The organism is Oerskovia enterophila (genome assembly GCF_001692445.1).
GTDB lineage: Bacteria > Actinomycetota > Actinomycetes > Actinomycetales > Cellulomonadaceae > Oerskovia > Oerskovia enterophila.
On sequence record NZ_MAQA01000035.1, the window covers coordinates 1 to 26,850 of the forward strand.

The following is a 26,850-nucleotide window of genomic DNA, read 5'->3' on the forward strand; positions in this document are numbered from 1 at the left end:
GGTCTGCGGTGCGGCGGCCTGCGGGGCGGCCGACTGAGCGGCGCGGGCCTGCCGTGGCCCGGACGGTGGGTTCGGCAGCCGGGCTGCCGTTCGTCCGCTGCGTCGGTTCGTTTTCGCCGTGACGGCCCGCGGTGCGTAGGCTCGGAGAGTGGTGCCGAACTCGCGGCGCTCCCTCGTCCGTCCACTCTCCCGAAGGAGCGCGATGCCCGCTCTGCACGCCGTCCTCTTCGACCTCGACGGGGTCCTGACCCCGACGGCCGAGGTCCACATGCGCGCCTGGGAGCGCTTGTTCGCGCCCCTGTGCGTCGAGCGGGGGGTCGCGCCGTACACGTCGGCGGACTACTTCGCGCACATCGACGGCAAGCCGCGCTTCGACGGGGTCGCGACCTTCCTCGCCTCGCGCGGGATCGAGCTGCCCCGGGGCACGATCGACGACGCGCCCGGCGAGGGCACGGTGTGCGCGCTGGGCAACAAGAAGAACGAGATCGTGAACCGCATGTTCGTCGAGGAGGGCATCTCCCCGTACCCCGGCTCGATCGCCTTCCTCGACGCCGTGACGGCCGCCGGGGCCCAGGTCGCGGTGGTCTCGTCCTCGCGCAACGCGCCGTCGGTCCTGGCCGCGGCCGGGATCGCGGACCGTTTCGAGGTCGTCGTCGACGGCACGGTCGCGGCCGCGCACGGCCTCGACGGCAAGCCGTCGCCCGCGACCTACGAGTACGCGGCCGAGCTGCTGGGCGTCCCCACGACCGCGGCGGTCGTCGTCGAGGACGCGATCTCGGGCGTCCAGGCCGGGGCGGCGGGCGACTTCGGCCTCGTGCTCGGCGTGGACCGTGGGGTCGGGGCCGACGCCCTGACCGAGCACGGCGCGGACCTGGTCGTGAGCGACCTGGGCGAGCTCGACGCGACGGTCCTCGACCGCCCGGCCCGCGAGGAGGTCCGCTGATGGGCGGGTTCGAGCACGGGTTCGACGGCACGATCGACCGCAGCCGTTTCCCGGCCGACCCGTGGAAGCTCACCGAGAGCCGGTACGCCGCGCACGACCTCGGGGTGACCGAGACGCTGTTCTCGGTCGCCAACGGGTACCTCGGCATGCGCGGGAACGTCGAGGAGGGCCGCGAGTCCCACACGCAGGGGACCTTCATCAACGGTTTCCACGAGACCTGGCGCATCCACCACGCCGAGGAGGCCTACGGTTTCGCCGAGGTCGGGCAGACGATCGTCAACGTCCCCGACGTCAAGATCATCCGCCTCTACGTCGACGACGAGCCGCTCCTGCTGCCCGTCGCCGACCTGATCACCTACGACCGTTCGCTCGACATGGCCGACGGCGTGCTGCGCCGTGAGCTCCTGTGGCGCACGCCGTCGGGCAAGCGCGTGCTCGTGAAGTCCGAGCGCATGGTCTCGTTCGTCGAGCGGCACCTGGCCGTGCTCACGTTCGAGGTCACCATGCTCGACGACCCGGCGCCCATCGCGATCTCGTCCCAGATCCTCAACCGGCAGGACGGGCAGGACGAGTACCACGTCCCCTCCGCCGCGATGGGGCAGGGATTCGACCCGCGCAAGGCCAACCAGTTCACCGACCGCGTGCTCCAGCCGCAGGCGCAGTGGGGCGACGACCAGCGCCTCGTGCTCTCCTACCGCTGCACCAACTCGGGCATGACCCTCGCGGTCGCCGCGGACGACGACCTGGCGACCGAGAACTCGTACGACGTGCGTACCCAGGTGGACGAGGACCTGGCCAAGCACGTCTACCGGATCCAGGCCGAGCCGGGCAAGCCCGTGCGTCTGACCAAGACCGTGGCCTACCACACGTCCCGCGGCGTGCCCGCGATCGAGCTGATCGACCGCTGCCGTCGCACGCTCGACCGCGTGCGCGAGGAGGGCATCGCGTTCCAGCACGCCGAGCAGCGCGAGTGGCTCGACGAGTTCTGGGCGCGCTCGGACGTCGAGATCCCCGGGCAGCCCGAGGTGCAGCAGGCCGTGCGCTGGAACATCTTCCAGCTCGCCCAGGCCACGGCCCGTGCCGAGGGCAACGGCGTGCCCGCCAAGGGGCTCACGGGCTCCGGGTACGGCGGGCACTACTTCTGGGACACCGAGATCTACGTGCTCCCGTTCCTGACGTACACGAGCCCGCGGTACGCGCGCAACGCGCTGCGCTTCCGCTACCAGATGCTCGACGCCGCCCGCCGCCGCGCGGGCCAGCTCTCGCAGCAGGGCGCGCTGTTCCCGTGGCGGACCATCAACGGCGAGGAGGCCTCGGCGTACTACGCCGCGGGCACCGCGCAGTACCACATCGACGCCGACGTGACCTATGCCGTCATGCAGTACGTGCGGGCCTCGGGCGACCTCGACTTCCTCGAGCGCGAGGGCGTCGACATCCTCGTCGAGACCGCGCGGATGTGGGCCGACCTGGGGTTCTGGCGGGCCAACGGCGACGACTACTTCCACATCCACGGGGTCACGGGACCCGACGAGTACACGACGGTCGTCAACGACAACCTCTTCACCAACGTCATGGCCCGCTTCAACCTGCGGGTCGCGGCCGAGACGCTCGAGACCATGCGGCGCGACGCCCCGCACGAGTACCAGCGGCTCGCGATCCGGCTCGGGGTGAGCGAGGAGGAGACCGCCGAGTGGCAGCGCGCGGCCAAGCACATGTCGATCCCGTTCGCCGAGCACCTGGGCATCCACCCGCAGGACTCGCACTTCCTCGAGCGCGAGATCTGGGACCTCGCGGCGACCCCCGCGGACAAGCGACCCCTGCTGCTGCACTACCACCCGCTCGTGATCTACCGCTACCAGGTCCTCAAGCAGGCCGACGTGGTGCTCGCGCTGTTCCTCCAGGGGGCAGAGTTCACACCCGAGGAGAAGCTCGCCGACTTCGAGTACTACGACCCGTTGACCACGGGCGACTCGACCCTGTCGGGCGTCGTCCAGTCGATCATCGCGGCCGAGGTCGGGTACCACGAGCTCGCGCTCGAGTACTTCACCTCGTCGCTGCTCGTCGACCTCGAGAACCGGCACGCGAACGCGGCCGACGGCGTGCACGTCGCCTCGGCGGGCGGCACCTGGTCGGCGCTCGCGTTCGGGTTCGGCGGGATGCGCGACGACTGCGGGCGCATCAGCTTCGACCCGCGCCTGCCCCAGGAGTGGGAGTCCCTGACGTTCCGGGTCACGCTGCGCGGCTCCCGGCTCAAGGTCACGGTCACGGTCGACGCGATCGAGCTCGTGTGCGAGACGGGTGAGGGAGCGGACGTGCTCGTGCGGGGCGAGGCCGTGCACGTCGGTGCGGGCGAGACCGTCACGGTCGCGCTCGACGGCCAGGGGCCCGTGCTCCACGGCACCCCGAGCCTGCGCGACCTGACGGGCAACCGCCGCGAGGACGGGACGCTCATCACGGCCCAGGTGCCGCACTCGTAGCGCGGGTCGGCCGGCGCGGCCGTCACCGACCGCCCGTAGACGCCGAGAGGGCGGGTCCACCTGGACCCGCCCTCTCGGCGTCGGTGCTCGGACGTCAGCCGAGCTGCTCCCGCAGGAAGCGGTAGTGGATCGCGGCCATGTGCGCGGCCTGCGCGTTGTTGGCCGCGCCGCCGTGCCCGCCCTCGACGTTCTCGTAGTACGTCACGTCCTTGCCGGCCGCGAGCATCTTCGCGGCGAGCTTGCGCGCGTGCCCGGGGTGCACGCGGTCGTCCTTGGTCGACGTCGTGAAGAGCACGGGCGGGTACTCGCGCTCGGCGTCGAACAGGTGGTACGGCGAGAACGTCCTGATGAACTCCCACTGCGCGGGGTCGTCGGGGTCGCCGTACTCGGCGGCCCAGGACGCACCCGCGAGCAGGTGCGTGTAGCGCAGCATGTCGAGCAGCGGGACGCCCACGATCACGGCGCCGAAGAGCTCGGGGTACTGGGTGAGCATGTTGCCCGCCAGGAGCCCGCCGTTGCTGCGTCCTTCCATGCCCAGGTGCTCGGGGGTCGTGATCCCGCGGGCGACGAGGTCGCGCGCGACGGCCGCGAAGTCCTCGTACGCCTTGTGGCGCTTGGCCTTGAGGGCCGCCTGGTGCCAGGCCGGTCCGTACTCGCCGCCGCCGCGGATGTTCGCGACGACGTAGACGCCGCCGTCCGCGAGCCAGGCGCGGCCCAGCGTCCCGGAGTAGCCCGGGGTCAGGGAGACCTCGAAGCCGCCGTACCCGTAGAGCAGCGTGGGGGCCGCACCCGGGCGCGCACCGGTCGCGGCGGTTGCACCGTCAGCGGCCTCGGGGGCGCCGGTCGAGCCCGCACCGACCCCGGGCCGGACGAGGTCCTCGCGCCCGACGACGAAGTACGGGACGCGCGTGCCGTCGTCGGACACCGCGAAGTGCTGGTCGATGACCAGGCCCTGCGCGTCGAAGAACGCGGGACTCGACTTGAGGACCTCGGGGGCGGTGCCCGCGCCCACGCTCAGGAGCGAGAGCGTCGAGGGCGTGAGGTAGTCGGTCGTGACGAGCCAGACGTCATCGCTCTCCTCGGAGTCGACCGCGCCCACGACGACGGTGCCGATGGTCGGCAGGCCGGGCAGCTCGCTGCGAGCCCAGGGGACGTCCGGGCCCTCGGCGGGAGGCGGCGGGGTCAGCACGTGCAGGCGGTTCTTGACGTCCTCGAGGACGTTGACCACGAGGTGGTGCGCGGTCCACGTGGCGCCTGCGAGCGACGTGGAGGGCGTGGGCTCGAACAGGACCGTGAAGCCGCGGGCCCCTGCGAGGAAGTCCTCGAAGCGCGTCGCGAGCAGCGAGCCGGCCAGGTAGGTGGCGCCGTCGACCGTCCAGTCGTCGCGGAGCTCGACGAGCATCCACTCGCGCTTGACGCCGACCTCGGCCGAGCGCGGGACGTCGATCTTGACGAGCTTCTCGTCAGGGGTGCTCGCGTCCTGGACGAGGTACGTCTCGCTGTCGTAGAAGGCGATCGAGCGTCCCACGAAGTCGCGCTCGAAGCCGGGGGAGTGCGTGCGCCAGCCCATGATGTACATGTCCTCGGGCTCACCCTCGTACACGACGGTCGCCTCGGTCACGGGCGTGCCGCGGTGCCAGCGCTTGACGATCCGCGGGTATCCCGACGGGGTCATGGAGCCGGGGCCGAAGTCGGTGTAGACGTAGACCGTGTCCGCGTCGATCCAGCCGAGCCCGCCCTTGGACTCCTCGCGCAGGAACCCGCCGTCCTCGGGGGAGACGAAGGTCTTGGTCACGAGGTCGAACTCGCGCGTGACGTCGGCGTCGGAGCCGCCGGGGGACAGGTCGATCAGGGCGTGGCGCCACTCCTGGCCGGGCTCGGGCCGCAGCACGCTCGCGCCGTGCCAGACCCAGCTCTGGTCCTCGGCCTCACCCAGCGCGTCGAGGTCGAGCACGAGGTCCCACGCGGGGTGGTCGGTGCGGTAGGAGTCGAGCGTCGTGCGGCGCCAGACGCCTCGCTCGTGCTGGGCGTCGCGCCAGAAGTTGTAGTAGTGCTCGCCGATCCGGGACACGTCGGGGATCTTGTCGTCGGAGTCGAGGACCTCGCGGATCGCCTGCTCGGTCGCGGCGAACTCGGTCGTGGCCTCGATGGTCGCGGCGGTCTCGGCGTTGCGGCCCTGGACCCAGGTCATGGCCTCGCGGCCCTCGACCTCCTCGAGCCACAGGTACGGGTCGTGCGGCGTGGTCGGCTGTGCGGTGGGCGTGTCGGTCACGGCGTTCTCAGCACTCATGCCAACACCCTAGGTGACCGGTCCGACGGGTCGTCCCGGCAGGGACGACCCGACAGGGGGCGGTGACTGTGGCCCGTGCCACATCCATCGAGGCCTCTTGCATCTATCCGTACCTTGTGAAAGTATTCACAAGCAAGGGAAAGACACCACGCAGACCCGGCCGCTCGGGTCACTGGAGGAGCTACCAACGTGAGCAGCACGAGCAAGGCCCTCGCCGGAGTCACCGAGATCGACGCCCTCGTCGACCGGGGCCTCAAGGCGCTCAAGCAGTACGACGCCTTCACCCAGGAGGACATCGACCGCATCGTGAAGAAGGCGTCCGTCGCGGCCCTCCACGAGCACGGCCGCCTCGCGCAGCTCGCGGTCGAGGAGACCGGGCGCGGAGTCTTCGAGGACAAGGCCACCAAGAACATCTTCGCGTGCGAGCACGTGCCGAACTCGATGGCCAACCTCAAGACGGTCGGCGTGATCGGCCGCGACGACCTCACGGGCATCGTCGAGATCGCCGAGCCGGTCGGCGTGGTCGCGGGCATCACCCCGGTGACGAACCCGACCTCGACCGCGATCTTCAAGGCCCTCATCGCGCTCAAGACGCGCAACCCCATCATCTTCGCGTTCCACCCCAGCGCCCAGAAGTGCTCGGTCGCCGCAGCCCGCATCGTGCGGGACGCCGCGGTCGCCGAGGGCGCCCCCGTGGACTGCATCCAGTGGGTCGAGCAGCCCTCGCTCGAGGCCACCTCGGCGCTCATGAACAACGACGGCGTCTCGCTCATCCTCGCCACGGGCGGCAACGCGATGGTCCGCGCGGCATACTCGGCGGGCAAGCCCGCCCTGGGCGTCGGCGCGGGCAACGTCCCGGCCTACATCGAGAAGAGCGCCAAGCTCGGCCGCGCGGTCAACGACGTGGTCCTGTCCAAGGGCTTCGACAACGGCATGGTGTGCGCCTCGGAGCAGGCCGTCATCCTCGACACCGAGATCTACGACGAGGCCCTGGCCGAGTTCGCCCACATGCACGCCTACCTCGCGACCCCCGAGGAGAAGGCCAAGCTCGAGCGCTTCATCTTCGGCGTCGAGGCCGGCGGCGCGAACTGCGCGGGCGCCAAGCTCAACGCCTCGATCGTGGGCAAGAGCCCCCAGTGGATCGCCGAGCAGGCCGGCTTCACCGTCCCGGACGGCACCTCGATCATCCTCGCCGAGTGCGCCGAGGTCGGCCCCGCCGAGCCCCTGACGCGCGAGAAGCTCAGCCCCGTCCTCGCGGTGCTGCGCGCCCAGTCGACCGACCACGGCATCTCGCTCGCCGAGCAGATGGTCGAGTTCGACGGCCTGGGTCACTCGGGTGCGATCCACACCGAGGACAAGGACATCGCGGAGGAGTTCGGCCAGCGCGTCAAGGCCGTGCGCATCCTGTGGAACCAGCCGTCGGCCCTCGGCGGCATCGGCGACATCTACAACGCGCTGATCCCGTCGCTGACCCTCGGGTGCGGCTCGTACGGGCACAACTCGGTGTCGAACAACGTGTCGGCGGTCAACCTCATCAACGTCAAGCGGATCGGACGCCGGAACAACAACATGCAGTGGTTCAAGATCCCGCCGAAGACCTACTTCGAGCCGAACTCGATCCAGTACCTGGCCCAGATGCCCGACGTCGAGCGCGTCACCATCGTCACGGACAAGGTCATGAGCCAGATCGGGATCGTGGACAAGGTCCTCGACGTCCTGGGTCGCCGCCCCAACAAGGTCTCGATCCAGATCATGGACCAGGTCGAGCCCGAGCCGAGCGTCGAGACGGTCGAGAAGGGCGCGGAGATGATGCGCGACTTCAAGCCCGACACGATCGTCGCGATCGGCGGCGGGTCGCCCATGGACGCGGCCAAGGTCATGTGGCTCAAGTACGAGCACCCGGAGATGGCGTTCTCGGACCTGCGCGAGAAGTTCTTCGACGTCCGCAAGCGCGCGTTCAAGTTCCCCACGCTCGGTGACCTGGCCAAGCTGGTCTGCATCCCGACCTCGTCGGGCACGGGCTCGGAGGTCACGCCGTTCGCGGTCATCACGGACCACGCGACCGGGTACAAGTACCCCCTCGCCGACTACGCGCTGACCCCGTCGGTCGCGATCATCGACCCGGTCCTGACCGCGACCATGCCGGCCAAGCTCGCGGCCGACTCGGGCTTCGACGCCCTGACGCACGCGACCGAGGCCTACGTGTCGGTCTACGCGAACGACTTCACGGACGGCCTGGCGCTGCACGCGATCAAGCTGGTCTTCGAGCACATCGAGGCCTCGGTCACGCAGGGGGCGGCAGCCCCCGAGGCCCGCGAGAAGATGCACAACGCGGCCACGATCGCGGGCATGGCGTTCGGCAGCGCGTTCCTCGGGATCGTCCACGCGATGGCCCACACGGTCGGCTCGTCGTTCGGCCTGGTCCACGGCCGCACGAACGCGATCTTCCTGCCGCACGCGATCCGCTACAACGGGCAGATCCCGACCAAGGTCACGGGCTGGCCCAAGGCCGAGAAGTACATCGCGCACGAGCGCTACCAGCAGATCGCCAAGCACCTGGGGCTGCCGGCCTCGACGCCCGAGCAGGCCGTCGAGTCGTACGCCCGGGCCGTGGAGGAGCTGCGGGCTAAGGTCGGGATCGAGCACTCGTTCAAGGAGCAGGGTGTCTCGGAGCGCGAGTTCATCGGGGGGCTCGACGCCCTGGCGATGCGGGCCTACGAGGACCAGTGCGCCCCGGCCAACCCTCGCCTGCCGATGCTCGAGGACATGAAGGACATCATGGTCGCGGCCTACTACGGCACCAGCCGCGAAGAGGTCCGTGCCGAGCGCAAGGCCACCGAGGAGGCGCTCGCGCTCGCCGCGGCCGCCGAGACCTCGGAGTGATCTGGGCTCCGGCGTCCGGGGAGCAGCCCGGACGCCGGTAGCCCGACGTCGACCCGAGCGGTACGGGTCACGGTCGGGTGGCGCGTCCTGCCGGGTGGCGCCACCCACCCGGGACCGAGGCTTCCCCCTTGGCCTCTGTCCCGCACGCAGCGCCCCGCGTCCTCCAGCGCGGGGCGCTGCTCTGTTCGGTGGGCCCGACGGCGCCGCGCGCCCTCGGCGGCCGTCTCGCGTGGTGGGCGGGCACGACGGGCTCCCGACGCCGCAGCCCGTCCCGTGCGGCGGGCACCGTGCGTGGTGGGCGGGCACGACGTGGTGGGTGACGTCGTCGGGCAGGACGCGCAGGCCCGAGCGGGTGTGGGCGGCCCACGCGATGATGGGGACGTGAACGACGCCACCCCGCCGCGCCCCGCGACCCCTGCCGACACCGCCCCGGAGGTCCCCGGCGACCTCGCCACGGCTTCCCAGCCTCACGCTTCTCCGGTGCTCGGCGCCCTGGGGGAGGCCGACGCCCAGCGCCGCTGGGCCGAGCTCGTGGCCCAGGTCGAGGCCGACCAGCGGGCCTACTACGAGGCCGACGCTCCCGTGTCGTCGGACGCCGAGTACGACGCGCGCATGCGCGAGCTCGAGGCGCTCGAGGCGGCTCACCCCGCCCTCCAGACCCCCGAGTCGCCCACGCAGCGGGTCGGCGGACGGGCAGCGACGGGCTTCGCGACCGTCGAGCACCTCGAGCGCATGCTCTCGCTCGACAACGCGTTCTCCGAGGAGGACCTCGCCGCGTGGGCCGCGCGCGTGCACCGCGACCTGGGCGTCTCACCAGAGGCTCCCGTGGAGTACCTGTGCGAGGTCAAGATCGACGGCCTCGCGATCGCGCTGCTGTACGAGCGGGGGCGCCTGGTGCGGGCCGCGACGCGAGGCGACGGGCGCACGGGCGAGGACGTCACGGCCAACGTCCGGACCATCACGACCGTCCCGCAGCAGCTCGCGGGCGACCCGGCCACGCACCCCGCGGTGATCGAGGTCCGGGGCGAGGTCTTCCTGGGCGTCGAGGACTTCGCGGCCCTCAACGAGGCGCTCGTCGCGGCGGGGCAGGCGCCGTACGCCAACCCGCGCAACACCGCTGCCGGCTCCCTGCGCCAGAAGGACCCGGCCGTGACCGCGAGCCGCAACCTGCGCATGTACGCGCACGGCGTCGGGGCGCTCCAGTGGGCCGAGGGTGAGCACGCCGAGCTCGCGCGGCAGTCCGACGCGTACGCGCTGTTCGAGCGGTGGGGCATCCCGGTCTCGCCGCACAACCGGGTCGTCGACGGGCTCGCGGGCGTGCAGGAGATGATCGCGTACTTCGGCGAGCACCGGCACAGCATCGAGCACGAGCTCGACGGGATCGTCGTCAAGGTCGACGAGCTCGCGCTCCAGCGCAGGCTGGGCGCGACGAGCCGCGCGCCCCGGTGGGCCATCGCGTACAAGTACCCGCCGGAGGAGGTCAACACGCGCCTGCTCGCGATCCAGGTCGGCGTCGGCCGGACGGGACGGGCAACGCCGTACGCCGTCATGGAGCCCGTGCTCGTCGCGGGCAGCACCGTGCGTCAGGCGACGCTCCACAACCAGGACGTCGTGCGCGCCAAGGGTGTGCTGATCGGCGACGTCGTGGTGCTGCGCAAGGCCGGAGACGTCATCCCGGAGATCCTCGGGCCTGTCGTCGCGCTGCGCGAGGACGGCGTGCAGCGTACGGAGTTCGTCATGCCCGCCGAGTGCCCCGAGTGCGGCACGCCGCTGCGCCCCATGAAGGAGGGCGACGTCGACCTGCGCTGCCCCAACGCCGAGAGCTGCCCGGCGCAGGTCCGCGGACGGGTCGAGCACATCGGTTCGCGCGGCGGCCTCGACATCGAGGCGCTGGGCGAGGTCACCGCGGCCGCGCTCACGCAGCCCTACGAGCCCGCGGATCCGCCGCTGCGCACCGAGAAGAACCTGTTCGGGCTCACGGTCGACCAGCTCGCACCGATCCGCGTGGTCGTCCGCGACCCGGAGACCGGGCTGCCCCGGCCGTTCGAAGGGGTGGGGGAGTCGGGCGAGGTGGAGATGTCCGACGGCTCGGTGCTGCTGGCCAAGGTCGTCCGGCCGTTCCAGAAGGTCGCCGCCCGCACCTACCCGCCGGGCTTCGAGGACGCGACGCCCGCCGAGCGTCGAGCCGCGGGCGTCCGCAAGGACTTCCCGGTCTACGGCCCGTCGACCACCGCGCAGACGCTCGTGGACGAGCTGCGCGTCGCGAGGACCAAGGACCTGTGGCGCATCCTGGTGAGCCTCAACATCCGCCACGTCGGGCCGGTCGCCGCCCGGGCGCTCGCGGAGTGGTTCGGTTCGCTCGACGCGATCCGGTCGGCGAGCCGCGAGGAGCTCGCCGCGGTCGAGGGGGTCGGACCGGTCATCGCCGACGAGGTGCTGGCCTGGTTCGACGTGGACTGGCACCAGGAGATCGTCGAGACATGGAGGAAGGACGGGGTCCGGTTCGAGACCCCGGGCCACCCCGGTCCCGGCGCGCGCCAGCAGCCGACCGGCCCGCTCGCGGGCCTGACCGTCGTGGTCACCGGGGGCCTCGAAGGGTTCTCGCGCGACGGTGCCAAGGAGGCGATCCTCGCGGCGGGCGGCAAGGCCTCGGGCTCGGTGTCCAAGAAGACCGACTACGTGGTCGTGGGCGAGAACGCGGGCTCCAAGGAGACCAAGGCCCGGGACCTGGGCCTGCGGATCCTCGACGAGGCCGGGTTCGTGGCTCTCCTCGCGGGTGGGCCCGCGGCGGTGGGCGACGCGCGGGCCGAGGAGGCGGGCGCTCCCGACGGCACTGACGGCAGCGACGGGACCGACGCCGACTGACGGCCCGGGATGCGTCGAGGTAGAGGTTCCCGGCCCTCTCCCTCGACGGGAGGCCTCTACCTCGGGGCGCCCGTGGTGCTCGGTCCGGCGGAGTCCGGCTCCGTGGTCCCGGGCCTCGCGACCGGCCGGCGCGCCAGCGCGGTCCGCAGGCCCCCGGTCTGCTCGTGCGGAGTCGCCAGGAGTGGTCCGCGAGGAGGTCCGGTCGGCACGCCCAGCAGCTCGGCCAGCGCGTGGAGTCCTGCCACGGGGCGCAGCCGCCCGAGCTCGCGGGCCAGGGCGAGGAGCCACGAGCGCTCGGCGACCGCGTCGAGGGGACGACCCTCGACGTGCGCCCGGCGCAGTCTGACGTACTCGGCGGGCACGAGGGCCGCGACCCCGGTGTGCCAGGCGTCGCTCGCCGGCAGGGTGGTGAAGGCCCCCTCGGTCATCGCGAGGTCCCCGCTCAGCCCGACCGCGAACGCCTCGTCGTCGACCGCGGCCCGGACCGCGTCCAGGCGGGCGCTCACGCCCTCCCTCCCGGCCGGGTCCTTGAGTCCCCGGAGCCGGGCGTGGCGCGCCAGGTGGGACAGGACCTCGGGGGTCGCGTCGTACCCGCTCTGAGCAGGCCGGTTGTAGAAGCACACGGGCAGGTCCGTCTCGGCGGCCACGGCCTCGAACAGGGCCACGACCTCGTCGTCGACCAGCGGGACGTACGAGAAGGGCGTGAGCACGAGCCCGTCGGCACCGCCCGCCTGCGCGGCGACCGCGTTCCGTACTGCTCCGGCGGTCGACGCGGCCGCGATCGCGACGTGCACCGGGACCCGGCTCCCCGAGCAGCCCGGCCCGGCGTCGCGTGCGGCCCCGACGGCCGTGCCCACCACCGCGGCGCGCTCCTCGGGGGAGAGCGACGTGCCCGCACCCGACGACGCGAGGAGAGTGACGCCGTCGACCCCTGCGCGTACCGCGCCCGCCACGAGGCCCGCCAGGGCACCCAGGTCCGGGTCGCCCGAGCCCTGCTCCAGGGGAGTGATCGGATAGGCGAGCAGCCCGCTGAAGGGCGACGGCACGGTCATCTGCGCGATGCTGCCACACGAGCGGGCCCGAGGGATGAACGTCCTGCCGTCCGATCGTTGCCCGCGCCTACGATGGCGACCATGACCCAGGACCTGATCCCTGACCTCGTCGCGCCCGCCGACACCTCGACGCTCGTGCGTGGCGCCCACCTCGTGGGCTCCGTGAACCTCCCCACCGCCGAGGACACGTTCCGCACCGTCGCCGCGCACGCGGGCACCCACCTCCGGCGGATCCCCGACGGCGAGGTCGGCGAGAGGTTCCACTGGATCCTGTTCCAGGGCGCGCGCTTCGAGGCCGTGCCCGGCCTGGCGCGCCTCCCGATCGACCCCGTGATCGTCGCCGGGTTCGACGTGCGCCCGCACGTGCTCGACGGCTCGGTCGCTCCGGGAGACCTGACGTTCGGCGAGCTGGGCTACGCGGCGGCCGCGACGTCCTCGTACGCGGACTTCGCGCGACTGCGCGACGAGGGCGTCATCCCGGTCGGGACCCGCTTCCAGGTCTGCCTGCCCACGCCGCTCGCCCCCGTCGTGGCGTTCGCCGTGCCCGACGCGCGTGCGGCCGTCCACACGGCCTACGAGGCGGCGATGCTGCGCGAGATCGAGGCGATCGTCGCGGCCGTCCCCGCCGAGGACCTGGCGATCCAGCTCGACCTCGCGAGCGAGTTCGCGCTCGTCGAGGGCGCGAACCTCGGGGCCGGACCCGCGCAGGCGTGGTTCGCGGTCGACTCCGACGAGGTGCTCGCCGGGTGCGTCGCGCGCGCGGCCCGTGTGGCCTCCGCGGTCCCGGCGGGCGCCGAGCTCGGGTTCCACCTCTGCTACGGCGACGTGGCCGAGAAGCACTTCGTCGAGCCCGCCGACGCGCGCCGGCTCGTCGAGGTCGCGAACGGGCTCGCCACGACCGTGACCCGCGAGATCGACTGGTTCCACCTGCCCGTGCCGATCGAGCGCGACGACGTCGAGTACGTCGCGCCGCTCGCCGACCTCGCGATCGACCCGGCGACCGAGCTCTACCTGGGTGTGGTCCACCACGAGGACGGCCAGGAGGGCGCGCTGCGCCGCCTCGCAGCCGCGGCGCAGGTCCTGGGCGAGCGCGAGATCGGCGTCGGGACCGAGTGCGGGTTCGGGCGCGGCCCGAGCGAGCGCACCGCGCCCCTGCTCGAGCTGCACGCCGCGGTCGCGCGCGCCTGGTAGGTCGCGACCGGTTCGGCCACGCGCCCGGGCGCACCCGCACGGCCAGGGTGCGCTCCGGCGTCGGGCAGGACGCACGAACGGTCGGCAGCCCGGAAGGGGTGCCGACCGTTCGCGTCGGTGCTCAGGAGAGGCGGCGCCTCACCGGCTGGCCCACAGCAGGCCGCGCTCGATCACGGTGCGCAGGTCCGGGCTCTCGAGGTCCGAGAGCTGGTGACCCGGCGCGCACACGAAGATCTTGCCCGCGCCCCACTGCCGGGTCCAGATCGAGGGCGACACCACGGGCGAGCGCCACGGCGAGTCGGCCGTGGGCTGGATCGTCGTGGTCGCGAGGACCTCGTTGAGCGAGTCCGCGAGCACCCAGTACTGCTCGGAGTTCAGGTGGAACGGGCCGAGCCCGGCCACGAGCGGATGGTCCGCGTGCTCGGGCAGGACCTCCACGGTGTGCTCGACCAGGTCGCCGGGGTGGGCGGCGAACTGCCCACCGAGCATCTGCAGGTAGTCCGTGGCCATGCGGAACGAGTCGATGATCCCGCCGTGCCAGCCGGCGAGACCGGCGCCGTTGGTCACCGCCTCGCGCAGACCACGCATCTCGTCGGGCAGGATCTCGCCCATGGTCCAGGACTGGACGATCAGGTCGACGCCCGCCATGTACCCGGCGTCGGCATAGACCTCGAGCGAGGACTCGACGTCGACGTCGAAGCCCGACTCCTCGAGGAAAGGGAGGAAGAGGTCGGTGCTCTCCTCGGGGGAGTGGCCTGGCCATCCTCCCCGGACGATCAGGGCCCGACGGTCCGGCACGCTCATGAGTCCTCCGTTGGCGCTCACGCGATCAGGGCATCGATCGCTGCGGGAGACAGTACGTGATCGATCGCCATGGCGCTTGCACCGAGCACGCCCGCCTGCCCGCGAGCCTGCGACGTGACGATGCGCAGGTGCTGCGTGGCGAGGGGGAGCGAGCGCTGGTAGACGATCTCGCGGATGCCCGCGATCAGGTGCTCCCCGGCCTCCGCGATGATGCCGCCGACCACGATCATGGAGGGGTTGAGCAGGCTCACGCACGCCGCCAGGACGGCCCCGATGTCGCGACCGGCCTGACGGACGGCGTGGCTCGCCATGAGGTCGCCGCCGCGCACGAGCGTGACGACGTCGCCGCTGTTGAGGGCCTCGAGGCCCTCCTTCTTCAGCGCGCCGGCGATCGCCTGGCCGCTCGCGACGGCCTCGAGGCAGCCGATGTTGCCGCACCGGCAGGGCGTGTCGGTCGCGTTGGGGACGGCGATGTGGCCGATGTCGCCCGCGGCCCCCTGGGCGCCGCGGCGGAGCTCGCCGTCCGAGATGACGCCCGCGCCGATGCCCGTGGCGACCTTGACGAAGAGCATGTCGCTGACCGTGGGCCACGCCGTGCGGTGCTCGCCGAGCGCCATGATGTTGACGTCGTTGTCCACGAGGACCGAGGCGTCGAAGGTCTTGCCCAGGATCGCGGGGACGTCGACGTCGTCCCACGCGGGCATGATGGGCGGGTTGATGGGCCGACCGGTCGAGTGCTCGACCGGGCCGGGCAGGCCGACGCCGACGCTCACGAGGTCCTTGAGGTCGCGTCCTGCCGCGGCGATGAGCTTCTCGCCCGTCTCCGCGACCCAGGCGAGGACCGTCTCCGGTCCCTCGGAGATCGACAGGGGTGCGTCGATCTCTGCGAGGACGTTCGAGGCGAGGTCCGTGACCGCGAGGCGCGCGTGCGTCGCGCCGAGGTCCACCGCGAGGACGATCCGTGCACCGGGGCTGAAGGCGAAGGTCACCGGGGGGCGCCCACCGGTCGAGCTCGCCTCGCCCGCGGGCGCGATGAGCCCCGAGGCCATCAGCAGGTCGATGCGGGCGGCGATCGTGGACCGCGCCTGCCCGGTGATCGCTGCGAGGTCAGCCCGTGTCCGGGGTTGGCCGTCGCGGAGCAGCTGGAACATGTCCCCGGCGCCTGTGGGGCGTGGGGCGAACTTCAGCAGTTCCTCGGTGGGCACGATGTATCACGGAGCCTCTCGTTACTACGCAGTGGTGGCGCTCTCTAGCGTACTGCGATCTTCGGCTTTTGCTTGACGATCGACAGAAGCCGACCTAGCGTGTGGTTTGCCGCGGCAGCGACGCCGCGGCGGACGGAGTCTCGCACCTCCACCTGTCAGTAGCGTGAGAACCCCGACATTCTGCCCTTGTTGCCTCTCCTGATCGACTCGTCCCGGCCTGCTCGCGCGGCCGGACGTGAGTCAGAGTCTCGGCCGGCGCGCCGCGTCCCCGCGCCCACTTTTGCTGGTCACGGGTCGGTAACGAAGCAAAAGATCGAGACCTTCTGATTGACGCTCGTCAAAAGGTCGGCTAGTTTCTCTCACATGGTCAACGCAGACCCTCAGCCCACCAGGCCGCTCCTGCAGATGCGGAGCATCGTCAAGCAGTTTCCCGGCGCCCGAGCACTCGACGGCGTCGATCTCGACATCCTCCCCGGAGAGGTGCACTGCCTCCTCGGGCAGAACGGTGCCGGCAAGTCGACCCTCATCAAGGTGCTCGCCGGTGCACACCAGCCCAACGAGGGGCAGATCCTCATCGACGGGGAGCCCGTCACCATCCCTCACCCCGTCGCCGCGCTCAAGCTCGGCGTCGCCACCATGTACCAGGAGCTCGACGTCGTCGACGGTCTGACCGTCGCCGAGAACATCTACCTGGGGCACGAGCTGTCGACCGTCGGCTTCTCCAACCGGCGCCTCGTCGCCAAGAACACCCGCGCGCTCATGAAGCGGCTCGGGCACCCCGAGATCTCGCCCCACCGCGAGGTGGGGGAGCTGTCCGCCGCGGGCAAGCAGATCGTGTCCATGGCCCGTGCCCTCTCGCACGACGCTCGGGTCATCGTCATGGACGAGCCCTCCGCGGTGCTCGACAGCGAAGAGGTCGAGAACCTCTTCCGCGTGGTCCAGGAGCTCACGTCCAGCGGCGTCGCGATCGTCTACATCTCGCACCGGCTCGAGGAGATCCGGCAGATCGGCGACCGGATCACCGTCCTCAAGGACGGGCGCACGGTCGCTCAGAACCTCCAGGTCGCGCAGACGCCCACCGCCGAGCTCATCAAGCTCATGACGGGCCGCGCGGTCGACAACGTCTTCCCGGCCCGCGAGCCGGTCGCCGAGGAGGCCGAGGTGCTGCTCGCGGTCGAGTCGCTCGGCCTCAAGGGCGAGTTCTCGGACGTTTCCTTCGAGGTGCGTGCGGGCGAGGTCGTCGGCTTCGCCGGTCTCGTCGGCTCGGGCCGCTCCGAGATCCTCGAGACCGTCTACGGCGCGCGCCGCCCGACCGAGGGGACCGTCACGGTCGGGGGCGCGAAGCTCCGGGCCGGATCGGTCGCCGCGGCGGTCGACGCAGGCATCGGCCTGTGCCCCGAGGAGCGCAAGAGCCAGGGGCTCCTCCTCGACGAGCCCGTGTACCGCAACATCACGCTCTCGACGTTCGGGCGCTTCGCCAAGAGCGGGTTCCTCGACGAGCAGGCCGAGAGGTCGGCCGCGCAGGAGCAGGCGGTCGCGCTCGACCTGCGGCCCGCCGGGGTCGAGCGGCACGCGCGGACGCTGTCCGGCGGGAACCAGCAGAAGGCGCTCCTGGCGCGCTGGCTCGTCCGCGGCTGCCGCGTCCTGCTGCTCGACGAGCCCACCCGTGGCGTCGACGTCGGGGCGCGCGCCGAGATCTACACGCTCATCCGCGACCTCGCGGCCTCGGGGGCTGCGGTCCTCGTGGTCTCGAGCGAGATCGACGAGGTGCTCGGTCTGTCAGACCGCGTCCTCGTGATCTCGGAGGGCCGCGTCGTCCACCAGGGACCAGCAGATTCGATCGACGAGCACGGTGTGCTCGACCTCGTCATGGAAGGAAGTGCCGCGTGAGCGAGCAGGAGGTGTCCACCGCAACCGTCGTGGACGGGTCGGCGCACGCCGGGAGCTCCGGTTCATCCGGTCCCGCGTCGGCGCGCCGGAATTTGTTCAATGGATCGATGGGTCGGAACATCGGCCTGGTCCTCGCCCTCGTGGCGCTCTGCATCGTCGGCTACGTCACGGCCGGAGAGCGGTTCGCGAGCATCGACAACGTCCTGACGATCCTCCGCATGGCCGCCGTGATCGGCGTCCTGAGCATCGGCATGACCTTCGTCATCACGGCAGGGGGCATCGACCTCTCGGTCGGCTCCGTCATGGGCCTGTCGACCGTCTGGGCCAGCACGCTCGCGACCCAGACCATGGCTGCCGACACCCACTGGATCGTCATGGTCGGCACGGCCCTCGCGGTCGGTACGGTCTGCGGTCTCGTCAACGGCGTCCTCATCGCCTACGGCAAGGTCGTCGCCTTCATGGCGACCCTCGCCATGATGGTCGGCGCCCGAGGGCTCGCCGAGATGATCTCCAACCGGCAGACCCAGATCGTCACGGTCAAGCCCTTCCTCACCTTCTTCCGCGCCGACTTCATCGGGATCCCGGTCCTCGTGTGGATGTTCGTCGTGGTCGCGGTCGCGGGGTGGATCCTCCTCAACCGCACGACGTTCGGCCGACGCACCATCGCGGTCGGCGGCAACCCCGAGGCCGCGCGCCTCGCGGGCATCAAGGTCAAGCGTCACCTCATGTACCTCTACTGCCTCGTGGGCTTCACGGCCGGCATCGCCGCGGTCATGATGCTCGGCCGCACCACGGCCGGTTCCTCGACGAACGGCCTGTTCTACGAGCTCGACGTCATCGCGGCCGTCGTCGTCGGCGGGACGCTCCTCGTGGGCGGCCGCGGCACGATCGTCGGCACGGTGTTCGGCGTCCTGATCTTCATGACGCTGACCAACATCTTCACGCTGAACAACATGTCGACCTCGGCGCAGAACGTGGCGAAGGGCGTGATCATCGTGGTCGCCGTGCTCCTCCAGCAGCGCTTCGCGTCGCGCACCAGATCCGACTAGCCCCGCCGTCGGGACTTCTCGAACCGCACCACCGCACGACGGCCCCGCCCCGCGGGGCCGGACCCCCAGCACGTCCAGCACGTCCCAACCAGCACCAGCAGGACCAGAATCAAGGGAGATCCTCATGTCCGCTCGTACCCGTACCCCGATGCCACGCCGCCTGGCCCTCGCGACCGTCGCGCTCACCTCGGTCGCGCTGTTCGCCTCGGCCTGCACCTCGAACACGCCGGCCCCCGCGGAGACCAGCGCCGCTGCCGTCGCCCCGGGCGCGTCGTCGGACAACGACGCCTCGGGCGAGAAGGTCGTCATCGGCTTCTCGGCGCCCGCCGCCGACCACGGCTGGATGGGTGCCATCACCAAGGCCGCCCAGGCCGAGGCCGCCAAGTACGACGACGTCGACCTCAAGGTCGCCGAGGGCACCAACGACGTCAACCTCCAGATCAGCCAGATCGAGACGTTCATCAACGACGGCGTCGACGCGATCGTCATCCTCCCGTTCGACGGCGCGGCACTCACCGAGGTCGCGACCCAGGCCATGGAGGCCGGCATCACGGTCATCAACGTCGACCGCGAGTTCTCGAGCCCGTTCGCGGCCCGCTCGACGGTCCTCGGCGACAACTACGGCATGGGCGTGAGCGCCGGCACCTACATCTGCGAGCAGCTGGGCGACAACAAGGACGCGGTCGTCGCGGAGATCGCCGGGATCGACTCGCTGCCCCTGACCCAGGACCGCAGCAAGGGCTTCGCCGACGCGCTCGAGGGCTGCGGGCTCGAGGTCAACAACCGCGTCGCGGCAGACTTCACGGTCCAGGGCGGCGAGCAGGCCGCTGCCAACCTGCTCCAGGCCGCACCCAAGATCGACGCGATCTGGAACCACGACGACGACCAGGGCGTCGGCGTCCTCGCGGCGATCGACAACGCGGGCCGTGACGAGTTCTTCATGGTCGGCGGCGCCGGCTCGGCGAACGTCATGCGCTCGATCGAGGCCGACGACACCGTCCTCAAGGCGACGGTCATCTACCCCTCGACCCAGGCGGCCGACGGCATCAAGCTGGCCCGTCTGATCGAGCACGGCAAGTCGATGAGCGACCTCGCCTCGATCGGCGTGCCGCGTCAGATCCAGCTCTTCGCGCCGGTCGTGACCAAGGACAACGTCGACGAGTACCTGCCGTCGGCCTTCGAGTCCTGAGCACGACCCACCCCTGACGTCGCCGGCGGGGCGCAGCGCCCCGGCGGGCGCCCCGCCGCGACGTCCACCACGAAAGGAAGTGCCTGAGATGGCAGAAAACGGTCACCCGACCCTCGGGATCGGCATGGTCGGGTACTCGTTCATGGGGGCTGCCCACTCGCAGGGATGGCGCACCGCACCGCGGTTCTTCGACCTGCCGCTCGCGCCCGAGATGCGCGTGCTGGCCGGCCGCAACGCCGCAGCCGTCACGGCGGCTGCGCACAAGCTCGGCTGGGACGACGTCGAGACGGACTGGCGCAAGCTCGTGGCGCGCGACGACGTCGACCTGGTCGACATCTGCACACCCGGCGACACGCACGCCGAGATCGCGATCGCGGCCCTCGAGGCGGGCAAGCACGTCCTGTGCGAGAAGCCGCTGGCCAACACGGTCGCCGAGGCCGAGCTCATGGTCGCGGCCGCCGAGGCCGCCGCCGCGCGTGGCGTGCTCTCCACGGTGGGCTTCACCTACCGTCGGGTCCCCGCGGTCCAGCTCGCCCGCCAGCTCGTGGCGGACGGCAGGATCGGCACGATCCGCCACGTGCGCGCCCAGTACCTCCAGGACTGGATCGCCGACGAGAACGTGCCGCTCTCGTGGCGCCTCGACAAGACCAAGGCCGGCTCGGGTGCCCTGGGCGACATCGGCGCACACATCATCGACCTCGCGCAGTTCATCACGGGCGAGTCGATCACGGGGGTCTCGGGCATCCTCGAGACGTTCGTCGACGAGCGTCCGATCGCCACGGACTTCTCGGGCCTGTCCGGCACGGGCGGCACCGAGAAGGGCCCCGTCACGGTCGACGACGCCGCGGTCTTCCTCGCGCGGTTGACGGGCGGCGGGCTCGGCGTCTTCGAGGCCACCCGTTTCGCCTACGGCCGCAAGAACGCGATCCGCCTCGAGATCAACGGATCGCGCGGGTCGGTCGCGTTCGACTTCGAGGACATGAACGTCCTCCACTTCTTCGACGCCTCGGACGACGCGCAGGTCGCGGGCTTCCGACGCATCGTCGTGACCGAGCCGCAGCACGCGTACATCGCGAGCTGGTGGCCCGCCGGTCACGGGCTCGGGTACGAGCACGCGTTCACGCACCAGGCCGTCGACCTCGTGCGCGACGTCGCGGCCGGTACTCAGCCCACCCCGTCCTTCGCCGACGGCCTGGCCGTCCAGCGAATCCTCGAAGCCGTCGAGCGCAGCGCTGCGTCCGACAGCGACTGGCAGCAGATCTGAGAGGAGGTCCTCGACCCGCCACGAGCGGGGGCCACGCGCCGACGCGCGACGTGGTGCACGGTGCCCGGCGGAGCAGGTCCGCCACCGGTGACGACGGGTCACGGCCGAAGCCGTCGACACCCCGGAGCGCAGCACCCTTGTCCCATCATCACAAGGAGTCCTAGGTGAGAAACGTGCTCTGGAGAGCCCCGCGCGCAACGATGCGCACGGTCGCGGCCGTCGCCGCTACCGCGGTGGCGCTCCCACTGTCCATGGCGACCGGGGCGGCGGCGTTCGCTGCCACCCCCGGTGCCGCCCAGTCCGCCACCACGTCCGTCGTGGTGCCCCAGGAGGCCGCCGCGGCCCCCTTCGACGCGCTGATCTTCTCCAAGACCGCCGGGTTCCGGCACGACGCGATCCCGGCAGGCATCGCCGCGATCGAGAAGCTCGGGACCGAGAACGGCTTCACGGTCGACGTCACCGAGGACGCGGCCGCCTTCAACGACGAGAACCTCGCGCAGTACGAGGTCGTGATCTGGCTCTCGACGACCGGGGACGTGCTCAACACCGAGCAGCAGGCCTCGTTCGAGCGGTACATCGCGAACGGCGGCGGCTACGCCGGCGTGCACGCGGCGTCCGACACCGAGTACGACTGGTCCTGGTACGGCGGCCTCGTGGGCGCCTACTTCTCGGGGCACCCGCAGAACCAGGACGCCACGATCAAGGTCGAGGACGGCGTCCACCCCTCGACCGCTCACCTGCCGTCCCGCTGGGACCGCCACGACGAGTGGTACAACTTCCGCACGAGCCCGCGCGACACGGTCCACGTGCTCGCGAGCCTCGACGAGACCTCCTACGACGCGGGCAGCGCGAAGATGGGTTCGGACCACCCGATCGCGTGGTGCCAGACCTACGAGGGCGGCCGCTCCTGGTACACCGGTGGCGGGCACACCCAGGCCAGCTACACCGAGCCCGGATTCGTCGAGCACCTGCTGGGCGGCATCCAGACCGCAGCGGGCGTCGTCGACTCGGACTGCAACGCGACCCAGAGCGCGAGCTTCGAGCGCGTCGCGCTCGACGAGGACACGAGCAACCCCATGATGCTCGACGTCGCGCCCGACGGCACGGTGTTCTACGCCGAGCGTGACGGACGGGTCCGTCGCATCGACCACGACGCCAACGTCACGACGACGGCGCTCACCCTCAACGTGACGCAGGCCAACGAGGACGGGCTGCTGGGCCTGGTGCTCGACCCGGACTTCGCGACGAACGGCTGGCTCTACGCCTACTGGTCGCCCGCGAACGTAGGGTCGGACGGCCCGCACAACCGGATCTCGCGCTACACCTACGACACCGCGTCGAGGACGTTCGACCCCACGAGCGAGAAGAAGCTCCTGACCGTGACCACGCAGCGCGACACGTGCTGCCACGCGGGCGGAGACATGATCTTCGACGAGGACGGCAACCTGATCCTCGCGACGGGCGACAACACCAACCCGTTCGAGTCCGGCGGCTTCACGCCGACCGACGAGCGTCCCGGCCGCAAGAACTTCGACGCCCAGGGCTCCTCGGCGAACTCGAACGACCTGCGTGGCAAGGTCCTGCGCATCACGCCCGAGGACGACGGCACGTACTCGATCCCCGAGGGCAACATGTTCGCCCCGGGCACGGACAAGACGCGGCCCGAGATCTACGCCATGGGCTTCCGCAACCCGTTCCGCATCGGTATCGACAACGCGTCCGGGAACGTCCTGGTCGGCGACTACGGTCCTGACTCGGGTGCGGCCGACCCCGCTCGCGGTCCTCGCGGCGCGGTCGAGTGGAACGTCGTGAGCGAGCCGGGCTTCTACGGCTGGCCGTACTGCACGGGCGCCAACACGTCGTACGTCGACTACAACTTCGCGACCGGCCAGTCCGGTGCGTCGTTCGACTGCGCGGCAGGCACGACCAACGACTCGCCCAACAACACGGGCATCCAGAAGCTCCCGGCCGCCATCGCCGCCGAGATCTGGTACACCGGCGCGGCCAACCCGCAGTTCCCCGAGATCGGCGGTGGCGGTGCGCCCATGGGCGGCCCGGTCTACGAGTTCGACCCCGAGCTCGACTCCGACGTGAAGTGGCCCGCGTACTGGGACGGCAAGGCGCTGTTCGGCGAGTGGAACCACGGCACGATGTTCTCGATCCAGCTCGACGGCGAGAAGCGTGACCAGATCGTCGACATCAACCGGATCATGCCGGGCGTGCTCGACCCGTCCAACGGGTTCGACCGTCCGATGGACTTCGACTTCGGGCCCGACGGCGCGCTGTACGTGATCGACTGGGGCTCCGGCTTCGGCGGCAACAACGACTCGAGCGCGGTCTACAAGGTCAACTACGTCCAGGGCGACCCCTCGCCGATCGCTCACGCCCGTGCGGACGTGACGAGCGGTGCGGCCCCCCTGACGGTCCAGTTCTCCTCCGAGGGGACGCGTCACCCGTCGGGCGACCCGATCGCCCTCCAGTGGACGTTCGGCGACGGCTCCGCGCCCTCGACCGAGGCGAACCCGACCCACACCTACACCGAGAACGGCTCCTACACCGCCCAGCTCACCGCGACCGACAGCAACGGCAAGTTCGCCGTCGCCAACGTCACGGTGGTCGTCGGCAACCAGGCGCCCACGGTGAAGATCGAGTTCCCGGACAACGGCGGGTTCTTCGAGTGGGGCGACCAGGTCCGCTACCGGATCACGGTCGAGGACCCCGACGGCGACGTCGACTGCTCGTCGGTCGCGCTGCGCACCTCGCTCGGACACGACTCGCACGCTCACCCCATGGAGGAGCTGTACGGCTGCGAGGGGGTCCTCCAGACCGCCCGCGACGAGGGTCACGGCATCGAGTCGAACATCTTCTGGGTCATCGAGGGCTCCTACACCGACGACGGCGGCGAGGCCGGCGTGCCCCTCACGGGCAACGCGCTCCAGGTGCTCCAGCCCAAGCGCGTCCAGTCGGAGTTCTACACCTCGACGGGTCGCGAGACCTCGATCGGGACCAGCGGCACCCCCGGCGTCCAGAAGGAGACCACCTCGGACTCCGCGGGCGGCGGTCAGAACCTGGGCTACATCGAGCCCGGTGACTGGTGGGCCCACGAGCCCGTGAGCCTGACGAACGTCGAGGCCATCAGCCTGCGCGTCGCCTCGCCCAACGCGAACGGCGTGGTCTCGCTGCGCTGGGACGCGCCGGACGGCCCCGAGGTCGGACGGATCACCGTGCCGAACACGGGGGACTGGCAGGTCTACCGCGACGTCTCGACGCCGCTCACGAACGTGCCGGAAGGCAGCGGGACGCTCTACTTCGTCCTGCTCTCGGGCGGCATCAACGTCAACTGGATGGACATCGACGGCCGCGGCGTCACGGACAACATCCGTCCCGACGTCGAGCTCGACGTGCCCACCCTGGTCGGCTCGGCCCCGCTGACGGTCACCGCGACCGCGACGGGCTCCGACCCCGACGGCGAGGCCTCCGACCTGGTCTACGCGTGGGACGACGGGCTGGGCGGCGGGTTCGTCGACGGCGGCCCCGAGTTCTCGCACACGTACACCGCGGCGGGCACCTACCGTCTGCAGGTCCGCGTGACCGACGCGGGCGGCGCCTACACGGTCAAGTACGTGAACATCAAGGTCAACGAGTCCGGTCCGGTCATGTGCTTCTCGGGCCGCTCGGACGACTTCACGGGCACCGCGGTGGACGAGGACCGCTGGTCCACGATCATCCGTCGGGACCAGAAGCTCGCGGTCGCGGACGGTCACCTGGTGATCCCCGCGAGCAAGGCGGACTTCTACGGCCAGGGCGAGGGACCGGTGTCCAACATCGTCCTGCAGGACCTGCCCTCGGGTCCGTGGACGGCGACCACCAAGGTCACCTTCCCGGCACGCGCGCAGTACCAGCAGGCCGGACTGCTCCTGTGGGGCGACGGGGACAACTACGCCAAGATGGTCATCCAGGGCCGCGGGACCGGGGCCAACCCGAACTCGCGCGTCTTCCAGTTCATCCGCGAGGAGAACGGCGCGCCGAACGAGGTCGCGGCGTCCAACGTGAACATCACGACGGACTTCCCGGACACGTTCTACGTGCGCTACACGAGCGACGGGTCGAACCTGCGGGCGTACTACTCGGCCGACGGCCTGGACTTCACGGCCATGTCGGAGACCAAGTCGCTGCACGGGCTCGTGAACCCGAAGATCGGGCTCGTCGCGTTCGCGAACGACGGTTCCGTCCCGGACGTGGTCGACGCGAAGTTCGACTGGTTCCACATCACGCCGGACGACACGGCCACCGCGGCCGGGCCGGACGACGAGTTCGAGGGCACGTCGCTCGACGGCTGCCGCTGGAGCTCCGTGGTTCGTCCTGACGCGTCGGGCCTCCGGGTGGCCGGTGGCAAGCTCGAGATCGACACGACCCCGACGGACATCTTCGGTACGGGCAACACCGACGTGCCGAACATCGTCCTGCAGGACCAGCCGGCAGGTGACTGGACCGTCGAGACCAAGGTCGACGGCTCGACGTTCGACCAGCAGTACCAGCAGGGTGGTCTGATCCTCTACGGCGACGACGACAACTACGTCAAGCTGGACTTCATCACGAAGAACCAGCCCGGCGCGGCGATCGACCGCGGGATCGAGATGCGCAGCGAGGCCGGCTCGACCGTCCTCAACCCGCAGCCCAACGTCAACAGCCTGACGCAGGGTGTCTGGTGGCTGCGCATGGCCAAGGTGGGCACGACCTACACGGGTTCGTACAGCGCCGACGGCGTGACCTGGACCGAGATCACCCAGAAGGTGACCAACCCCGGTCTGGCGGACGCGAAGATCGGTCTCTACGCCCTCGGGGCGGGCCAGAAGGCCTCCGCGACCGCGACGTTCGAGTACTTCCGCGTCGTGGGACCCCAGGCCGAGCCGCTCACGGTGAGCGGGTCGCTCGACCCGGCCTCGCCGTCGGGCGCGAACGGCTGGTGGACCGGTCCGGTGACCGTCACGGTCGCCACCACGGGCGGTGCGGCGGGCCAGCAGGTCTACCGCGAGTACCAGCTCGACGGCGGCGCGTGGGCGGAGTACACGGCCCCCGTGGTCGTGGACGCACCGGGTGAGCACACGATCAAGGTGCGGGCCTCGGCCGGCACCGAGAACGTGACGGGCGCCGACGTGGCGGTCAAGATCGACGGCGACGGACCGACCGCGGCGGCGACGCTGCGCGAGGACCGCACGGTGGAGATCACGGCCACGGACGACGTCTCGGGGATCGCGTCGGTCGAGTACTCGCTCGACGGCACGACCTGGGTCGCGTACGAGGCACCGGTCGCCGTCGGCGACGCCGCGGCGACCCTCGCCTACCGGGCCACGGACGCGGCCGGGAACGTCACGGCCTCCTCGCTCGAGGTGCCGGCAGGTGAGCTGGTCCCCGCGACCGTCACGGCCGCACCGAAGTGCGTGGCGAACCGGGTGACGCTCGGCGTCACCGCGGTCAACACGGGCGACGCCCCGGTCACGATCGTGGTGCGCTCGGCCTACGGCACCAAGACCTTCACGGGCGTGGCGGCGGGCAAGTCCGCCCACCAGTCGTTCGCGACCCGTGCAGCGTCGATCGAAGCCGGTCAGGTCACCGTCACGGTGACCGACGCCGAGGGGAGGACCAGCACGTACACGATCGACCACGCCGCGGCGAGCTGCGGCTGACCGATCACCGGTGGGGCCGCGGTGAACCGCGGCCCCACCGCCCCTGACGGGCGGGCTGAGG

Annotated in this window: 14 protein-coding genes; 10 read left to right on the forward strand and 4 right to left on the reverse strand. The window is 71.0% G+C overall.

Going from position 1 to position 26,850, the window contains the following annotated elements; genetic code table 11:
* Window positions 1–202: 202 nt before the first annotated feature.
* Window positions 203–943, forward strand: coding sequence for an HAD family hydrolase (locus OERS_RS13860; RefSeq protein ID WP_068626305.1), 741 nt, complete (start codon window positions 203–205; stop codon window positions 941–943).
* A complete protein-coding gene (locus OERS_RS13865) occupies window positions 943–3,420 on the forward strand; it encodes a glycoside hydrolase family 65 protein (protein WP_056646321.1) in 2,478 nt (825 codons plus the stop codon). Before OERS_RS13860 ends, OERS_RS13865 begins: the two co-directional genes overlap by 1 nt.
* Window positions 3,421–3,514: 94 nt before the next feature.
* Here the strand turns inward: OERS_RS13865 and OERS_RS13870 are convergent, their stop codons facing one another.
* Window positions 3,515–5,710: a prolyl oligopeptidase family serine peptidase gene (locus tag OERS_RS13870; protein WP_068626307.1), complete on the reverse strand. Its 2,196-nt coding sequence runs from the start codon at window positions 5,708–5,710 to the stop codon at window positions 3,515–3,517.
* A gap of 189 nt (window positions 5,711–5,899) precedes the next feature.
* Here OERS_RS13870 and adhE point away from each other — a divergent pair, with 189 nt between their 5' ends.
* A complete protein-coding gene (gene adhE / locus OERS_RS13875; protein WP_068626309.1) occupies window positions 5,900–8,593 on the forward strand; it encodes a bifunctional acetaldehyde-CoA/alcohol dehydrogenase in 2,694 nt (897 codons plus the stop codon).
* Between the two features lie 381 nt (window positions 8,594–8,974).
* Window positions 8,975–11,458, forward strand: a complete 2,484-nt coding sequence (ligA, locus tag OERS_RS13880) for an NAD-dependent DNA ligase LigA (RefSeq protein WP_083201468.1) — start codon at window positions 8,975–8,977, stop codon at window positions 11,456–11,458.
* Between the two features lie 56 nt (window positions 11,459–11,514).
* Here the strand turns inward: ligA and OERS_RS13885 are convergent, their stop codons facing one another.
* The gene (locus OERS_RS13885) at window positions 11,515–12,510 is read right to left on the reverse strand and encodes a dihydrodipicolinate synthase family protein (RefSeq protein ID WP_068626311.1); all 996 of its coding nucleotides are present in this window, start codon (window positions 12,508–12,510) and stop codon (window positions 11,515–11,517) included.
* An 81-nt stretch (window positions 12,511–12,591) separates the two neighbouring features.
* On the opposite strand from OERS_RS13885, the gene OERS_RS13890 reads away from it, so the two are divergent.
* Window positions 12,592–13,701, forward strand: coding sequence for a hypothetical protein (locus OERS_RS13890; RefSeq protein WP_068626339.1), 1,110 nt, complete (start codon window positions 12,592–12,594; stop codon window positions 13,699–13,701).
* Between the two features lie 138 nt (window positions 13,702–13,839).
* Here the strand turns inward: OERS_RS13890 and OERS_RS13895 are convergent, their stop codons facing one another.
* Both OERS_RS13895 and OERS_RS13900 read right to left on the reverse strand, forming a co-directional pair.
* The gene (locus OERS_RS13895; RefSeq protein ID WP_068626312.1) at window positions 13,840–14,505 is read right to left on the reverse strand and encodes a ThuA domain-containing protein; all 666 of its coding nucleotides are present in this window, start codon (window positions 14,503–14,505) and stop codon (window positions 13,840–13,842) included.
* Between the two features lie 17 nt (window positions 14,506–14,522).
* Window positions 14,523–15,656, reverse strand: coding sequence for an ROK family protein (locus OERS_RS13900; protein ID WP_056646836.1), 1,134 nt, complete (start codon window positions 15,654–15,656; stop codon window positions 14,523–14,525).
* Window positions 15,657–16,073: 417 nt separating this feature from the next.
* On the opposite strand from OERS_RS13900, the gene OERS_RS13905 reads away from it, so the two are divergent.
* From OERS_RS13905 to OERS_RS13925, 5 genes are all read left to right on the forward strand, one after another.
* Window positions 16,074–17,600, forward strand: coding sequence for a sugar ABC transporter ATP-binding protein (locus OERS_RS13905; RefSeq protein WP_068626314.1), 1,527 nt, complete (start codon window positions 16,074–16,076; stop codon window positions 17,598–17,600).
* Window positions 17,597–18,649 carry an ABC transporter permease gene (locus tag OERS_RS13910; RefSeq protein ID WP_369800613.1) on the forward strand — a complete coding sequence of 351 codons (1,053 nt, stop codon included), beginning with the start codon at window positions 17,597–17,599 and terminating at the stop codon, window positions 18,647–18,649. The genes OERS_RS13905 and OERS_RS13910 overlap by 4 nt, the downstream gene beginning before the upstream one ends.
* 124 nt (window positions 18,650–18,773) lie before the next feature.
* Complete coding sequence (locus OERS_RS13915; RefSeq protein WP_068626316.1) at window positions 18,774–19,838, forward strand: substrate-binding domain-containing protein; 1,065 nt, start codon at window positions 18,774–18,776, stop codon at window positions 19,836–19,838.
* A gap of 88 nt (window positions 19,839–19,926) precedes the next feature.
* Complete coding sequence (locus tag OERS_RS13920) at window positions 19,927–21,102, forward strand: Gfo/Idh/MocA family protein (RefSeq protein ID WP_056646342.1); 1,176 nt, start codon at window positions 19,927–19,929, stop codon at window positions 21,100–21,102.
* A gap of 164 nt (window positions 21,103–21,266) precedes the next feature.
* Complete coding sequence (locus OERS_RS13925) at window positions 21,267–26,789, forward strand: ThuA domain-containing protein (protein WP_248948572.1); 5,523 nt, start codon at window positions 21,267–21,269, stop codon at window positions 26,787–26,789.
* The last annotated feature ends 61 nt before the right edge of the window (window positions 26,790–26,850 follow it).

Excerpts from the sequence above, each read along its gene's own strand:
- OERS_RS13920 (WP_056646342.1), top strand. The coding sequence starts at position 19,927 with ATGGCAGAAAACGGTCACCCGACCCTCGGGATCGGCATGGTCGGGTAC.
- OERS_RS13870 (WP_068626307.1), bottom strand. The coding sequence starts at position 5,710 with ATGAGTGCTGAGAACGCCGTGACCGACACGCCCACCGCACAGCCGACC.
- OERS_RS13865 (WP_056646321.1), top strand. The coding sequence starts at position 943 with ATGGGCGGGTTCGAGCACGGGTTCGACGGCACGATCGACCGCAGCCGT.
- OERS_RS13905 (WP_068626314.1), top strand. The coding sequence starts at position 16,074 with ATGGTCAACGCAGACCCTCAGCCCACCAGGCCGCTCCTGCAGATGCGG.
- OERS_RS13900 (WP_056646836.1), bottom strand. The coding sequence starts at position 15,656 with ATGTTCCAGCTGCTCCGCGACGGCCAACCCCGGACACGGGCTGACCTC.
- OERS_RS13890 (WP_068626339.1), top strand. The coding sequence starts at position 12,592 with ATGACCCAGGACCTGATCCCTGACCTCGTCGCGCCCGCCGACACCTCG.
- OERS_RS13895 (WP_068626312.1), bottom strand. The coding sequence starts at position 14,505 with ATGAGCGTGCCGGACCGTCGGGCCCTGATCGTCCGGGGAGGATGGCCA.
- OERS_RS13885 (WP_068626311.1), bottom strand. The coding sequence starts at position 12,510 with ATGACCGTGCCGTCGCCCTTCAGCGGGCTGCTCGCCTATCCGATCACT.
- OERS_RS13860 (WP_068626305.1), top strand. The coding sequence starts at position 203 with ATGCCCGCTCTGCACGCCGTCCTCTTCGACCTCGACGGGGTCCTGACC.
- OERS_RS13915 (WP_068626316.1), top strand. The coding sequence starts at position 18,774 with ATGTCCGCTCGTACCCGTACCCCGATGCCACGCCGCCTGGCCCTCGCG.